Raw genomic sequence first — 14,825 nt, forward strand, 5'->3', positions numbered from 1 at the left:
CAACTTTTAAGGTAAAAATTGCGACCACTTTTCATCAATATGATAAAAGTTGTGATTTTCTTCACTTCGTTGTATTATTAAAGCGTACAATAAAAAGGGAGAAGAATATCGTGAAAGAAACAAATTTTATAAAGTACCTAAGCTGGATTGCGACCGTCATGGCTGTGTTAATGTATGTTTCGTATATCCCTCAAATAGCAGATAATCTAGCTGGCTCTAAGGCGAACCCCTTACAACCACTGGTGGCGGCTATCAATTGTACCTTGTGGGTTATCTACGCACTAAAAAAGAATCATCGCGACATACCTGTCGCCTTAGCTAATTTTCCAGGCATAATATTTGGTCTAATCGCTTTCGTGACTGCCATTTAACTTCTGGACACCCTATATTGTGATTTTATAAACATTTTTAAAGGTTGTGTTCATTAAAATCAGGGAAACATTTTTTATAATGTTCCCCTGATTTTGTGTCATTTCATTTGTGCGTTTTTTATTAAATGTTCGCCATTAGAACCACGTAGTCGGGAACGTATTTCGTTAAAAACACTCTCTACAGCTAAACTTTCTTCGTTAATGTAAGCTTTCCAGGCATTCATACCACGAATTGACGCCATGATAACAATCGAACCTGTACAAGCTTGTACAACACGCACACCAAATCATTTAAAGACTCCGCACATATCAAATTTAATATTCAGCATGGAATAATCTCGCCTAAGTTCTTTCAAAAACGTATTATTATCGATTTTTATCTTGCCAGAACCTACTGCTCCTGAGTTCATCATAATGGACCAACTTCCAGCACTCAATTGCTTAATAACTTGCTTTTGTTTAATTGTGTATTTTAAATCAGCAAATTTTTTACTCATCAAACATATTATTAAACATATCTGATAACGACTTGTCAGCACTCTTGGTATTTTTTGACTTTTCAACCAAGACGTCAGTCTCCGCTTTCAGCTTAACCCATGATCTACGATAAGTAATTGGATTATCTTCCGTATCCAATAGCACACCACCATTACCATCACTGGCCAACTCTTCATAACTTCCAAAGTCAATTACATCACCTAAATCAGCACGTGCTTCTTTAACAACATCTTCCATCAAATCAAAAACGTCTACACCAAGCTCCTGTAATTTTGCTTTGTGCAGACGCTTTATTTCGTTTTGAATCCTAGCAACCTTGGTCCATTTGCTAAATCTGTTTCTCTATCAACATCATAGACATTTATGTACGCTTGGGTGGCATTAGAAATACGAAGATACTCCAATACAAAGGCTTTTTGCTTATCCGTTATCTCGCTGTCACTTAGCTCTTCAATAGCCTTTTCAGTCGGCTTTTTCACTGCAACGTTTTTTTTGTAACGCGTTGCGTTTTTGTTGCAACGTTACTAGTCCAATGTCGAGATTTCCATGAGCGCACGGTCCCAACGGAAACATCATATTTTTCTGCAATATCAGCTAAGCTTAATCCAAATTTATAATCTTGCTCGGCTTCTTCATACTTTTTCATGTCATTTAAGTCACCTCCTTTCAATGTTTGAGTACAAAATAAAAAGCGCGTATGCGCTTAATTTTAGTTAGAATAAATTTCATCAGCTATTTGTTTTAATGCACGATGATATGTATCATTGCAGTTTTTGTATTTTTCTATCAACTTAATATATGCACTTTTCCCTTTACCAGACGGAACACCTCCGCTATTGATATAACTGAACCAGTTTGATAAATTATTCATTTTGTCATTTAATTCATTTATATTTTTATAGACTTCGATCTCTCTTACTTTTGGCATCATATCAATGTCCAAAAGTAACACAACAAGTTTCTGGGAAATTTTAGCCTCGTACATATAGCGCGTTAAGTTGTCCATCATCTTATCTAGGCTTTCGCCATCCGATTCGTCAAAATATTTTCCTGCTTCGGATCCATTCTTAAATAAGTACTGATGAGTAACTCCGTATTCAAAAACAGAGTCTAGTGCTCTTAGTTTTTTACTGATGGCAGTAAGATTTTCAATATGCTTAGTATGATTAAACTGCTCTTTTTGACTCTTTTTTTCGTTTTCAATTTGATACCTTGCAACTGAATAGGCAATTACTCCTGATGGAATAATCCCTAAATAACTACCCCAAAAACTTAGCCAATCTCCATTCCCAGTCGATCCCTGAGGCCAGTGATTATATTGAACGAATAGCGGACTGCCTACAAAAACAATTAAACCAATAACTACTGCAATGGAAAATATAATTTTACTCTTCATCCCCAACCTCCAATAGAGCGATTATACCATAGAGATGAGGGTTGGATTAAAAATTACATTTCACCGATAACCACTTCTTCTGTTTCGTAATGATACCGAAGACGGAAAACATCACGGTTATTTTCATTAATAAGCAGTTCACCCAACGCTTTTCTAAACACTTCTTTAGTATTATATATTTCTCTTTCAGTTTCCGTTGGAGCACCTGATAATCCAGATGATTTATATTCATAATCTATTATTCACATTTGATTTTCCCCTTAAATTTATGTATACAAAAAGCCCAACTCTATTTGATGAGCTGAGCTTACATCACTTGAACAAACTCCAAACATTTTTGGTTGTCTTATGATAAACGCTATTCTTAACTGCTCGCTTAACATGTCCAGTTGTCCTAGCACTGAGAAACTTCTTGCTTGATGGCGCTCTCACTCCAAACTCCATCTTCCTCATTTAAATCCATAATGAACTGCGTAGTCATCATAATCATATAAGACACTAGTTATATTTTTCAGAGTCGTTTGACCAATCTGTTTTGCGTAAACATCAGTTACCCATCCTACATAGTCAAATTCTTTTTTTACATCAGAATTTTGTCGATTATTAATCATCACGTCACTCACTTTTTTTAACTTATAGTGGTGATATTCTTGCCTTAGCAAAATATTATAAGATCTGAAGAATTCTATTGCAGACTTTGGATTGTTTTCTAAAAGTTCATATGTTTGTGTCACCTTTTCTAAATACCAATTGCATCTCGCATTCAGCTCTTCCGGATTATATGAATATGTTTCGAACTCAAATGGCTTGATTGCATTTTGCATAATAATTTCTCCTTATTTATTTAAACTGATTATAATACAACTTTAAAGTATTCACTACAAAATAAAAAGTGCTTATGCGCATTATTTATCATATTTATTGAATGAATTTTTCTCATTAAAAAGCGGTCAAGCTTTTTTTATTTCTTTTATTATATTGTCAATATATTTTTTTAGGTACTTAACATTATCTTGCATAAATTCAAATTGTTCCCGAAATATGTCTTCATTTCTTGTATTAATGGTGGATTCCATTTGTTGAAAGTTATCTTCTATTTTATCAATATACTCTTGAACTTTGTCGTGGTTATTTATTAATGGAATATTTTGTTTGATTCTTTGTATTATTTGTTGAATTATATGTTTTTGGACTAAATTAGTATAATTTCCTTGAGTGTCATACATTGGCTGTATTAACGGATGAAGTCCGTTAACTTGAATTAACTTTATATTTTTATTTATTTCCGTGAATCTGTTCGTCAATTGAATCAAATTTTGATTGATAGAAATGACTCTTTGCAGATCCTCAAAGTCAATTTTCTTCTTCAATTCATTTTTATATTGTTTACTCGTTTCATTTTTACTGACGAAAAAAGCAATTAACCCAGATGGAATAATCCCTAAATAACTTCCCCAGAAACTTAACCAATCTCCGTTCCCGTTTGAACCCTGAGGCCAATGATTATATTGAACGAATAACGGACCGCCAACAAAAATAATCACTCCTAAAATAATCAAGAACCAAAACATTTTTTTATTCACATCTCCAACCTCCATTAAAATGATTATACTACTAGAGACGTGGATTGGATTAGAAATTATTTTGTGTAACCATCGTATACTCTGTTTGATAGTTTTAAGTAATTTGTCAATAAATCACTATAGCTTTTTATACCATATATCTTTTCATGTCCTCAGACGTTTGTAATGTTCCATTATATGATCTAAAAAAGTAATGTCCGGAAACATCTTTAAAAACGTAAGACACATCGTTGCGTTTTTCTGCTGGATTAACAATCATCTTAAAATTATTTTCTCCTGGCGCAACTATTTTCATGTAATAGATATCTTTTGGTTCAACATTTTTTAGTTCTGATAGCTTACCATTTTTACCATCAATCAAGAAAAAATAGGTATCATATATTGGCAAGCCACTATCATTTTTATGCGTAATATAATCGCCATTCTCACTGTCTGTTTGAGTGAACTGAATATTTTGATTACTTTGACTTACCCATGAAGCAAATTGATTAGCCTGACTTCTATCATTACTTTCTTTTATAGAAGAAACATCTGATGATCTAGCTTTTCGTTCATCATTTAGAGAAGCACGTGAAATTGATAGTTCGCTATAGCTGTACCAGGATCAAATACCTGCAATAGCTGGTGAAACAACCGTACTGATTGTAATCGAAAACCATGACTTTTCCCAAAATTTTTGACGTTTTTTCTTCACATCTTGTTCATCCAATGTCATTTTCTCCTCAAATATCATGGAAACAAACACTATAAGTAAACTAATTATCCCAGTTAATAAAATACCACAAAAAGGTTTTTTAATGGTTACAAATATAATTACTGTACTAATTGTAAACAATGTTATTAACAATGTAAATTTCATTACAGTGACAAGTTTCTCAAACATGTTGTTCTCCTATGCGTGCCACTCGGCAACCAAACTCATCTACTCATGAAATAAGTAAGTAAAATGTTAATCAAAAATAAAATAGCCAAAATTATTTGCGTCTTATCGATATTGTCATCTAATCTATTACGCCATAACATATTCCATCTCTTCTCTTTTTCGAGAAGTTGAATATCGTCTTTAAGCTTGCTGATAGTTTCATCACGTCTCTTTATCTCATTACGCATTTCAAACTGTTCATCTTTCAAATGAGCAATCATATTGTTGGTCGGCACCATATTTTAACTAACATTTCTACATCTGCTCCATGCTAATCTCTTCAAAGCTAATGTCTTTTGCTAATACCATGCCATGTTCATGCTCCTAAAATTGTTGATACATCACATTATACGTATCTCGCATGGTAATCTTCTTATGCAATATTTAATTGAAAAATAAAAAGCGCTTATGCGCTTAATGACCTAATTTATAATTTTGCTAAGTATTGTGCTTGCCACCAGTATAGAAACTCCATAAATAATTAGGAACCATGTCCTGTTCATTTGAAACAAACTCAAAAACAAATATATAGCACCAACTGATACTCCATTATAAAGTGCTACTCTGTACGTTTCCTTCACATCCCCAACCTCCAATAGCAATAATCATACCATCAAATAGCTTAGATGTTATTTAAGATTTTATTATCACTCTATTAACTACTTAATATGGCTCTTGTAGTCAATCTGCCTGTTCTCCATCACTTCTGACCTCACCTGAATACATGAGCGTTCGTGCCGTGCAATGCTCTCTGTTTTCATCATGTCAGCATGCTTGCGATTAACATCAGTCGCCTATTTGATATGTCTACGTCTCTTGCGTAGTTATTTCTCTGCTTCATTCATGTTTAACTCCAATAAAAAAGCACCCGTTAAGGGTGCGTATATGTGCAAAAAAACAGACAAATGTTATTGTTGTCTGTTTTTTTGCGTTACTACGATATTTATTCATCTTCTATATATTCGTTATTCACTATTTTTTTAATTATATTAATTTCGGAAGCTCCCAAAATAGAAACATTAATATAATTTAAATTACTTTGCCCCGCCTCATGTAGCTGACTTATTGAATATCTGCTGAGCATGACTTTTTTAGTGTCCTTATCTCTAAGGATATGAAAACCAAATATCGTGAAAACTGGATTCAAATATAACAAATCCCCCATAGTATAAAGTTGCCCAAGTAGTATGAATAAAAAAAGATTTGCAATCATTGTATTGCCGTCATTTATTTTCAAAGAAATAAGTGGAACAATAAACGTAGCGAGATAATTTAAGGTCCCCTCCCCCGCATCTTCATAAGTACCAATTTTGGTATTTCTAGAAACCTTATTCGAATATATATGTTTCCATGTTAACAGTGCCCAAAATACCAAAATGAGAATAAAGATAAATACACAAAATTCGAGCAGATTATCATTAAATGAATACTTACACCAAATTATTTTTTTTATCATATCACTAAAATCAGTCATATTTTGTAAAAGAATTAGTATATACAATGGTAAATACGACATTACATACATCGACCATTTCATCCAATTACTCATCAGGTAACCTCTTTTTCAATTAAAAATTTTCACTACTCGTTTGCTTTGAAGCAATACCCCTTTTAGCAGTATCTGCAATAAAGTTTAAATACTCATGAATATTTTTTAAGTCAGAATTATCTATCATTGTCAGTTGATTATTATCATACTTGACTAATTCATATTTATCTTTTAAGCCAATATCATTTGTAATTTCATAAAAAATGTCTTGATCTAAGTTCTCGTAAATACTCTTAATTCTTTCTTCTCTAAACTTAAGTTTCATGACTTTTTTAGCTATTCTAGAATCATCTTGACATTTATTATTAATAGCAGTAATATCGTCATCTAAAACGCGATCAGATTTCACAATTGTGTTCAACACTTCGTATGCTTTTTCCTTATAGTAGCGAGACATTTGAAATACAGATTCAAACTTATTCGCGTTTGCTATATACAGGTTATTATCATACCAAAACATATTTACATAAAAATCAAAACCTATGGTGTCATTCATATCAAATTTTTTTAGTTTACTTTTATTCGTTTCTTTATGTAACACAAAACCTTTCTTTTGTAGCCGTGAATAATTTTTAATGCTACCAAAGAAATACAAATCATCATCATTACCAAATGATAATTTAACAATATATGCCTTGACTGTTGTCAAGTTAAGTTTAGACATATCATGCAACACATTGTTACCGTGTTTTAAATCGTTTATAAATTTCTTAACGTTTTCAAAGTCGTTTTCATGTACAACAGCCACACCATCTTCTTGTGCCCCATTAACACTATAATCATATGTTGAATCAGAGTAGTATGCTTTGGAATTAAGAAATAGTTTAACAAATTCTTCCTGCAAATCATCTCCCAACTTCGCGTCATAAAAAGAAGGAAATTTCTCTACTTTTTTAATCTCGCCCTCTTTAACTTTGTTTTGCCTGTAACGCATTAAATATAGCGTGACATTTCCGTGACTGTTTTCACCAGAAATTGCCGATGCTTTATTAAATAAATCTTCTACAGTTGTCATAATATTCTCTTTTCTATTTTATATCTATATTCAACACCTACCTATATACATAAGTCAACACTTTTATTAAGAATAGTATGCAAAAATCAAAAACTGTACGGACTCATATCAATGTAAATGGCAGGACTTGAACCTGCATATATTTAACGTCCTTTACGACAGTCAGCTATAGCAACTGAACTACATTCAAACCTACATGTATTTTGCTCTCCTGCCTCCAGTGAAACGGCTTATTGATTCGTCACAGAGTAGGTGACGCAATATGCTAGACAGGCATTGCACCTGCACGCCCTTACTAACAACATCCGGTACGATTAGCGTTTTCAGTGATGTAACTACTTTCTAGCACTTAGTGATAGATATTCCAACCTATCGTATTTTTACATACACAGTGGCTTTTCCGAAGCGTGTGTAACGTCGCTTTTGGTTGGTGCGATAACCCTGATTAATAATCATAACTTCATTTTTTTATTAACTGGTTTTACGATTCAAGCACCAAGAATTAGCAATTCTTTTTTTGCTATTTCATAATAATGCTTATCTAACTCTATTCCGATGAAATCACGATTTAACTTAATAGCAGCAACTCCTGCACTACCAGATCACATTGTATTGTCTAAAACAACATCCCCAGACACTGTGTACGTCTTTATTAAGTACTCAAGTAAATCTACAGGTTTCTTCGTTGTATGCACGTCTTTGCCATTTACACTAGGTTGTGCATATTATAAGATATCAATTGAAAAGCGCTCACCGTTGCTTTTTGATTCTGCACCATCATGTGCCTTATAATTGCGCGATAAGCTAGCCTTTTTAGGATTAAAGTAAGGCTTGAATCCTTTACGCATCTGCGGATTGTAAGTTGGTAACTTTTTATAAAAAATCAGTATCTCTTCCACAACCCGCAATGACATCTTGTGAGAATTTAAAGATCACTACAGCAAGCACTTTTTTGACTATTTCAATATTATACTCAAAGATGAACGTAAAGCGGGTCTCGAATGTATAACAAAAAAACTCTTTAAATGAACCCTACAACATTTAAATAGTTCTTTGTAAATCACTTATTCTTAATTGTGAGCACTTCTTCAATTTCTTAAATGCTTTTATCAAAAAAATTGCTGGGAATAATCTATACTTTCAAGTGAAGACTATCTATTGGGGATATCTCTTAAGCGGAAAAACGTGTTTAGAGATGTAACCACTGCGTGGTGTTTCATTAGACAAAAAGCACAAAAATCGAAAATACGATTTGTAAAAGTTTAAGAAGAAATTTAAGTTCAGTCACAAACACCTACATAGCAACACTTAAGCAAACAAAAACCGTCCTATCAACATTCGTGATAAAACGGTGTAAATGCGCTGAGGGGGATTCGAACCCTCGACCTGCCGGGTAGAAACCGGCTGCTCTATCCAGCTGAGCTACCAGCGCGTACTATAATATAATAACATTTTATTACGTTTCATGAAAGTATTTTTTTTAATCTTAAATTGATTTATACTAACAGTAGATAACATTGGGAGAATACCACATGAGAAAAGCATTTATTGCCTTGGGTGTCGTGATTGCAGCGTTGCTCATCGCCTTTATAACTTTTAATCAACAGCCAAAGTACGCAGATGTTTCTATGCCAAAAGCTGATTATACCCATTTACAAGAATCGCGTACCAATATAAAAAGATTGATTGATGATTTAAGTAAATTTAATTACAAAAAAGACAGCACAATGGCGGCAATTGAAAAAGATGCTAAAATTATTGCTAACGAAAACAGTAAAGATCTAAGTAGTTCTGACGCACAGACGCTTCGCGATGCCTTATATGGGCAAAATGGCATTGTCACGATCGTTAAAGCCGCACAAACTGGTAAATACAACATTGACGCTAGTGTTGCTTCACGGTTCCATACCGGATTCGATTCAATCATTACCATGTCTGTCAACGCAATCAATAAAAGCTCTGCTCAGCGCGCAAATATTGTTACTCAAATGAAAAAAGACTTAAATATCGAAGAAGCCATATACCAAATTGGTGCCAAGCATGAAGAATAAAAAGCGATTCTAACCAATCGCTTTTTTATTTTTGCTCTTTTCACAATAAACGAACCTTATCTCAAAATAACTCCTATTCCCTTGAACAAATTGACTACATTTAACTATTTATTATCCTGCAATCTCATGTTAAAATGGTTACCTATTATTTTTTTATCCCAAAACTAGGAGTAATAATATGATGAATGTTCGCACGGTGAAGTTAGCAGACGCACCAACATTATTGAATATCTACAAACCTTACGTCGAAAGAACAACCTCTACTTTCGAGTACAATGTTCCTACTATCCAGGATTTTGAAGACCGAATCGCCAATACGCTTGAGAAATACCCTTATATCGTCATAGAAGAAGATAACACGATTTTAGGCTATGCTTACGCTCATGAGTTTAATAGTCGTGGCGCGTACAAATGGACCGTTGAAATTAGCGTATACGTCTCACAAGAAGCTCGCAGTCGCGGAATAGGTAAAATGCTCTATTCCGAAATTGAAAATATATTAAAAAAGCAAAATGTTGTTCATATTATCGCTTGCATTACTGAAGAGAATGAAACAAGTAAGAAGTTCCATGAACGAATGGGCTATGAGAATGTTGGCTTGTTTAAAAAAATAGGTTTTAAATCTGGAAAATGGCTAGATAACTTTTGGATGCAAAAAACACTCTGTCCTTCTGATCAACCGAAAGAGTTTGTGCCTTTTAGCTCATTATAATTATCCGTACTAATTCAAATACTTAACATAAACGTGATAAATCGTTTGCAACAAGTGGTATTATAATAGTTATATTTAATTCGGGAGTATAGCTATGGAAAATAAACGTCTAGGAATTATTTCAGGCCTCTCTGCATACCTTCTGTGGGGCATGCTTGGTGTGTTCTGGGAACTATTAAGTGTTGTCCCAGCAATGGATACTTTAGCCTATCGAATTGTTTGGTCGCTTGTAACCATTAGTGTGGTGTTAACCTTTCAAAAAAGTTGGAAAGAAGTCTGGCACGTCATTATTGAATTAATCCAAAATCACAAAATGGGTTTGATTATATTAAGTGCCTTCCTAATCTCAATTAACTGGTTTTTATATATCGATATGGTTACTCATGAGCAAGCCACTGAAGCGAGCCTCTCTTACTATATAATGCCACTAATGAATGTAGTTGTCGCAGTTATTTTCTTACATGAAAAACTATCAAGGTCCAAAATAGTCGCCTTAATACTTGTTATTATTGGCGTTGTCATCCTAACTATTCAAACTGGATCACTACCTTTAAATACACTACTAATGGCGGCTACATTTTGTTTCTATGGCTTGATCAAAAAACAAGTACCCTTACCAGCTACAATTTCATTAACACTGGAAACCCTCTTCGTTGCACCTATTGCTTTAGTTTATCTGTTCTTATCTCCACATGTGATGATACAAAATGGGCCTAAGATTACGATTCTATTGATTATGAGTGGTATCTTAACGGTTATCCCCTTACTTTTATTCGCTGTTGCCAATAAAAATACTGACTTTATCACGTTGAGTTTTATTCAATATCTTAATCCAACTATTCAATTGCTTATGGCCATTTTGTTTTGCATGAAGCCTTTAACTGGCATAAGGTCATTGTGTTTGCTTTTATTTGGACTGGCATACTCGTATTTATTATTGGCAGTTTGAATAGCTATCATAAATTGAAAAAAACAGTTTCATAATAAAAAAGCATCTTTGCGAAAGTGTTCCAAACGAATCGCAAAGATGCTTTTTGATAACATTTTTTACATATTTTCTAAAAATGTTTGCTATAATGCAAAAAAGAGCTTCTTTTAATTAGAGGTGCTAGTGTTTTCTGCCTTCACGTGCTAGGCGTCCACGTTAAAAAGTTGAAGAGAATTTGGGAGAATTTGAAAATGTTAGATTATGCAAACTTCAACAATAAGTTAAACAGTTGGAAACGAAAACCAATTTTTTGGATTATTCTTTTATTTATTTGGCCGCTTTTTTTACTTTGGTGGCTTGGCCTTTGGTCCATCAATGACATTAAAAAGAAGCGTAGCCATGCTCCTTGGTATAAAATAAAAGGTACTTATGGCCTAATCTTCATTGCCCTATTTCTATTGATTGAGGCATCACCAAATCATAGCAGTAGCAATAGCAATCAAACTAGCTCGGAAATAAGTAGCTCCTCTACATCTGAAAACAGCGAAGCCAGTCAATCCAAATCAATTTCAATAGCCGCAGAAACGAGCTCCCGTGCTGAGGTTGCTAGTATAGAAGCAGCTTCATCATCTCAAGCCAAAGCTAGATCTGATGCTGAAAAATCTAGTTCAGAATCTGCCGCTTTATCCTCGTCAATCTCCGCTAGTTCAGCTTCTAACAGCGAATCTATTGTTCAATCATCTCGTATTGCTGCTTCTCAAGCGCAAGCTAGTTCTGAAGCAACACAACAGGCAAATACTGATACTTCAACTGTAACCACCCAGACAGCTGATAGTAATAATATCAATTCTACTGATCGATATAAATGGGCTATACGAGATGGCTTTACCTGGGAAACTAGGAAAGGTCATTCTACTAGAATAGCACCTGGAGAAGCTTTACCTGTTGGCTATCATTGGCAAGTCCAATGATTGTACGAAGTTATTTGTTAATTCACAAAATAAAAATTATAAAGCCCTTTCTTAACTGATAAGGGCTTTATAATTATGTTTTATTGAACCATCAACGCAGTTGGGAACCACTTGTCACTCTCCGGCTGTCATCTTTATTCCAATAATTGCAACAATCAATAATGCAACAAAAAACCACGTAGCAGTTGAGAATTTATCGTGAAAAAGGATAACCCCACAAGGACTGAACCAACAGCGCCAATACCTGTCCATATTGGGTAAGCGAGACTAAATGATAAGTGTTTAACAGCTTGCAGAAGACAAAGCATGCTAGTAATTAGACCTACTACAGTAATAACAGCCCAACCTACTTTAGAAAAACCATCACTTAACTTCATAGCAGTTGACCATAATATTTCCGAAATACCCGCAAACAACAAAAAGATCCAAGACATAGTTATCCTCCAAAATTAAAGCAGTTAAATAATCTAATTAGTTCAATGTTTTTTAAACAATGGTAACAGCTTAGTCAATTTTTTATTTTTTAATACAATTAAAGTCAACAATGCAATGACACTTATCCAAAATGAAATTATTTGAACCGGCGTCTTTACATATTTCACATCAATTTTACTAATACCTTTTTCTATAGGAACAACGATGGCATTGTTTTTATTATATTTTTCAGGCATTTTTTCCCCATTCACGTATACTGTGAACCCAGGATAAAAGATATTTGGCAAGACAACATCAGTATACTTTTGTACTGAATTAATTCGATAATGTATGCTGTCGTATCCTGTTGTCCAACGTGTTTGTTGTATCTCTTTCTTTGGATTCATCAACGGAATAGAATGTTGTTCTAACTTATCTTTGATTTTGAATGCATTATGTGGCAAATAATCATATATATAATTATTTAGTGTGGCATTTTGAAAATCATCCCAAGAAACTATGTTAACAGCATTGCCGTTTGGGTTTCGCTTAATACTAAAATTAAGACTAGTGACTGAGAGCAATCCAATAGAACAAAATAGCGTTACCAGCAAGTAGCGACTCTTTCTATTTTCAACAATATTAGCAATGGCAATTGCCCCAAGAAAAGCTGAAATAAAAGTCGCAGTATAGAGAAATCTGCCAACGAATTGTACGAACCCTAAATATTTATCAAAAATTGGCCAAGGAAAGATATTAGTTACAAGTATTAAATTGATCAGCAAAACTACTGATAAGTATTTTAATGCGGGATGAAACTTGTTCCAGCCATTAATAACAAAGAATACAACGATTAGGCCTGATAAACCTAAGCTGTACGAAGCCAACTTGTCTGTTAAAAATACACTCAATGTAGGTAAAACAGTATTTGACAACAATAGTTTATTGACAGAAATATTTTTAACAAACAACAAATTTTGTAGAAGTGGTGCTAAGAAAAACGCTGAAAGTAACGCTGAAAGCATTCCTGCGTAAATTAACTTTACTATACGCGTTAATTTGATATTCTTAGCTTCTTTAACAGTAAATGTCATTGAGAATGAAAAGACCAACATCAAAACAACAACTACCGCATCAGGTAGATCACATAAAATGAGTCCGGCAACCCCTAAAGACATTATCCACCATTTTTTATGATCTTTTAATGCAATCTGATACATTCCATAAAAAGCAATTGGCATAAAAATAAAAATAAAAGATCCACCAAAGCTACGGTAAAACAATGTTATAGAAATCGCAAAATGACTAAATCCATATAGCGCACTACTTAATAGAGCAATGAAACGACTTTTTGTTATTTTTAATGTACAAATGTACATTGACATAAATGTTGAAAAAAAGATTAAAGCAATAAATGCCAAATAACCACCGTACGCATTGCCAAAGATTATGTGCAAGAGCACCTCTGGAAGCATAGTTATCAACGGATAAAAAAGATTTTGTGGATATCCAAATGATCCAAAAGTTTTAGTCATCACACTGGGAATTGCTTGATCCAAATGACCATGACTTAAATTCAAATAACTTTCTGCGACACGAGCCATATGGAAACGCCCATCCCATCCCTCTTGATGGATATAGGCTGGCCCATGCAAATAAGGTAAAATAATCAAACAACTGAATAACGCAAAAAGTAAGCAAACACTTATGTTTAAATGCTTACCAATTATATACTTAACTTTATTTATCATACTATTCTACTTTCCCCAAAAAAGAGCGAAATAACCTTCATTAACATCTCCAAAATAAGAAACACGCTCCTATGTATCATAACAGAAGTAATAGTGTTTTTAAAGCAAAAGTTTCTATAATAATTTCTGAAGTGAACTTTCACCATAATTTGCTACTTATCACTGTTCGATTTTCAGAAATAGCAGCTTTCTATCAAATACTTTGTAAGCATTTAATGTTTTTTAAATCTGGCTATGTTTTATATAACATACCCCATATACCATATTTGTGATATCCTTTAATTATTAGCGTCAAAATGATACTGATTTAAAAAAGGACAGAATTTCATGGATTGGAAAAATTATTCTTTGCAAACTCAAAATGCCGACTGGGCATTTTTGGATGAAATGTTAAGACGATCAAAAAGTAAAAAATTCGAGTTATCAGATTTTTTTGAAAATTATCAACACAAAAGATATGTCCTCGAAAATTGGAGTCGTAATCATTTACACAAACAAGTATTTTTTTCAAATTTTGATGAAATTATTCGGATTGAATGATTTTAAGAATAAACCCTACATAAATTTTTTTGCAGTTTGAGTTACGAAAACAGTAAATGGCTCCTACTGTGTACTGTGCTGTTTTCTAACGTTGTATTAAGTTATGCAAAATAAAAAAACGTTG

The 14,825-nt window shown here is 33.4% G+C and carries 20 protein-coding genes, 1 tRNA gene and 3 pseudogenes; 6 read left to right on the plus strand and 18 right to left on the minus strand.

Features of this window, described 5'->3' with window-relative positions; all coding sequences use genetic code 11:
• Positions 1–110 precede the first annotated feature (110 nt).
• A complete protein-coding gene (locus HFP47_RS05135) occupies positions 111–371 on the plus strand; it encodes a SemiSWEET family transporter (protein WP_050891633.1) in 261 nt (86 codons plus the stop codon).
• A gap of 98 nt (positions 372–469) precedes the next feature.
• Here the strand turns inward: HFP47_RS05135 and HFP47_RS05140 are convergent, their stop codons facing one another.
• The 16 genes and pseudogenes from HFP47_RS05140 to HFP47_RS05210 form a co-directional block, all read right to left on the minus strand.
• Positions 470–652: a hypothetical protein gene (locus tag HFP47_RS05140; protein WP_115231205.1), complete on the minus strand. Its 183-nt coding sequence runs from the start codon at positions 650–652 to the stop codon at positions 470–472.
• Between the two features lie 6 nt (positions 653–658).
• Positions 659–868: a hypothetical protein gene (locus HFP47_RS05145; protein WP_115231206.1), complete on the minus strand. Its 210-nt coding sequence runs from the start codon at positions 866–868 to the stop codon at positions 659–661.
• On the minus strand, positions 861–1,106 hold the full coding sequence (locus HFP47_RS10925) for a hypothetical protein (protein ID WP_181878648.1): 246 nt from the start codon (positions 1,104–1,106) through the stop codon (positions 861–863). Before HFP47_RS10925 ends, HFP47_RS05145 begins: the two co-directional genes overlap by 8 nt.
• A 53-nt stretch (positions 1,107–1,159) precedes the next feature.
• Positions 1,160–1,348 carry a terminase small subunit gene (locus HFP47_RS10930; RefSeq protein ID WP_373562323.1) on the minus strand — a complete coding sequence of 63 codons (189 nt, stop codon included), beginning with the start codon at positions 1,346–1,348 and terminating at the stop codon, positions 1,160–1,162.
• Positions 1,345–1,515 (minus strand): hypothetical protein, encoded by a 171-nt coding sequence (locus tag HFP47_RS10935; RefSeq protein WP_373562324.1) that lies wholly within the window; start codon positions 1,513–1,515, stop codon positions 1,345–1,347. Before HFP47_RS10935 ends, HFP47_RS10930 begins: the two co-directional genes overlap by 4 nt.
• Before the next feature lie 63 nt (positions 1,516–1,578).
• On the minus strand, positions 1,579–2,265 hold the full coding sequence (locus HFP47_RS05155; RefSeq protein ID WP_179876165.1) for a hypothetical protein: 687 nt from the start codon (positions 2,263–2,265) through the stop codon (positions 1,579–1,581).
• Positions 2,266–2,714: 449 nt separating this feature from the next.
• Positions 2,715–3,089 (minus strand): hypothetical protein, encoded by a 375-nt coding sequence (locus HFP47_RS05160; protein ID WP_179876166.1) that lies wholly within the window; start codon positions 3,087–3,089, stop codon positions 2,715–2,717.
• A gap of 126 nt (positions 3,090–3,215) precedes the next feature.
• Positions 3,216–3,848, minus strand: a complete 633-nt coding sequence (locus HFP47_RS05165) for a hypothetical protein (RefSeq protein ID WP_179876167.1) — start codon at positions 3,846–3,848, stop codon at positions 3,216–3,218.
• Between the two features lie 127 nt (positions 3,849–3,975).
• Positions 3,976–4,236 carry a hypothetical protein gene (locus HFP47_RS05170; RefSeq protein ID WP_179876168.1) on the minus strand — a complete coding sequence of 87 codons (261 nt, stop codon included), beginning with the start codon at positions 4,234–4,236 and terminating at the stop codon, positions 3,976–3,978.
• Positions 4,237–4,452: 216 nt separating this feature from the next.
• Positions 4,453–4,731, minus strand: coding sequence for a hypothetical protein (locus HFP47_RS05175; RefSeq protein WP_179876169.1), 279 nt, complete (start codon positions 4,729–4,731; stop codon positions 4,453–4,455).
• A gap of 35 nt (positions 4,732–4,766) precedes the next feature.
• A complete protein-coding gene (locus HFP47_RS05180; RefSeq protein ID WP_115231207.1) occupies positions 4,767–5,009 on the minus strand; it encodes a hypothetical protein in 243 nt (80 codons plus the stop codon).
• Positions 5,010–5,713: 704 nt separating this feature from the next.
• Entirely contained in the window at positions 5,714–6,319 is a 606-nt protein-coding gene (locus tag HFP47_RS05185; RefSeq protein WP_179876170.1) for a hypothetical protein, read from the minus strand.
• A gap of 19 nt (positions 6,320–6,338) precedes the next feature.
• Complete coding sequence (locus tag HFP47_RS05190) at positions 6,339–7,334, minus strand: Kiwa anti-phage protein KwaB-like domain-containing protein (RefSeq protein ID WP_115231209.1); 996 nt, start codon at positions 7,332–7,334, stop codon at positions 6,339–6,341.
• 488 nt (positions 7,335–7,822) lie between these two features.
• Positions 7,823–8,029, minus strand: a pseudogene (locus HFP47_RS10940) (DNA methyltransferase).
• Between the two features lie 30 nt (positions 8,030–8,059).
• Positions 8,060–8,233 (minus strand): hypothetical protein, encoded by a 174-nt coding sequence (locus HFP47_RS05205; protein WP_179876171.1) that lies wholly within the window; start codon positions 8,231–8,233, stop codon positions 8,060–8,062.
• 459 nt (positions 8,234–8,692) lie between these two features.
• Positions 8,693–8,766 (minus strand) — tRNA-Arg (locus HFP47_RS05210).
• 100 nt (positions 8,767–8,866) lie between these two features.
• Here HFP47_RS05210 and HFP47_RS05215 point away from each other — a divergent pair.
• The 4 genes and pseudogenes from HFP47_RS05215 (at position 8,867) to HFP47_RS05230 (ending at position 11,996) form a co-directional block, all read left to right on the plus strand.
• Positions 8,867–9,385 (plus strand): hypothetical protein, encoded by a 519-nt coding sequence (locus tag HFP47_RS05215; protein WP_011680038.1) that lies wholly within the window; start codon positions 8,867–8,869, stop codon positions 9,383–9,385.
• 178 nt (positions 9,386–9,563) lie between these two features.
• On the plus strand, positions 9,564–10,097 hold the full coding sequence (locus HFP47_RS05220) for a GNAT family N-acetyltransferase (RefSeq protein WP_011680039.1): 534 nt from the start codon (positions 9,564–9,566) through the stop codon (positions 10,095–10,097).
• Between the two features lie 94 nt (positions 10,098–10,191).
• Positions 10,192–11,081 (plus strand): annotated as a pseudogene (gene rarD, locus HFP47_RS05225) (EamA family transporter RarD).
• Between the two features lie 195 nt (positions 11,082–11,276).
• Positions 11,277–11,996 carry a hypothetical protein gene (locus HFP47_RS05230; RefSeq protein ID WP_179876172.1) on the plus strand — a complete coding sequence of 240 codons (720 nt, stop codon included), beginning with the start codon at positions 11,277–11,279 and terminating at the stop codon, positions 11,994–11,996.
• Between the two features lie 114 nt (positions 11,997–12,110).
• Here the strand turns inward: HFP47_RS05230 and HFP47_RS05235 are convergent.
• Together HFP47_RS05235 and HFP47_RS05240 are read right to left on the minus strand one after the other, a co-directional pair.
• A pseudogene (locus HFP47_RS05235) lies at positions 12,111–12,430 on the minus strand (multidrug efflux SMR transporter).
• Positions 12,431–12,472: 42 nt separating this feature from the next.
• Positions 12,473–14,161 (minus strand): hypothetical protein, encoded by a 1,689-nt coding sequence (locus tag HFP47_RS05240; protein WP_179876173.1) that lies wholly within the window; start codon positions 14,159–14,161, stop codon positions 12,473–12,475.
• Between the two features lie 327 nt (positions 14,162–14,488).
• Here HFP47_RS05240 and HFP47_RS05245 point away from each other — a divergent pair, with 327 nt between their 5' ends.
• Positions 14,489–14,701 carry a hypothetical protein gene (locus tag HFP47_RS05245; RefSeq protein WP_010291057.1) on the plus strand — a complete coding sequence of 71 codons (213 nt, stop codon included), beginning with the start codon at positions 14,489–14,491 and terminating at the stop codon, positions 14,699–14,701.
• The last annotated feature ends 124 nt before the right edge of the window (positions 14,702–14,825 follow it).

The sequence above is a fragment of the Leuconostoc sp. DB-1 genome (assembly GCF_013414845.1).
Taxonomy (GTDB): domain Bacteria; phylum Bacillota; class Bacilli; order Lactobacillales; family Lactobacillaceae; genus Leuconostoc; species Leuconostoc mesenteroides.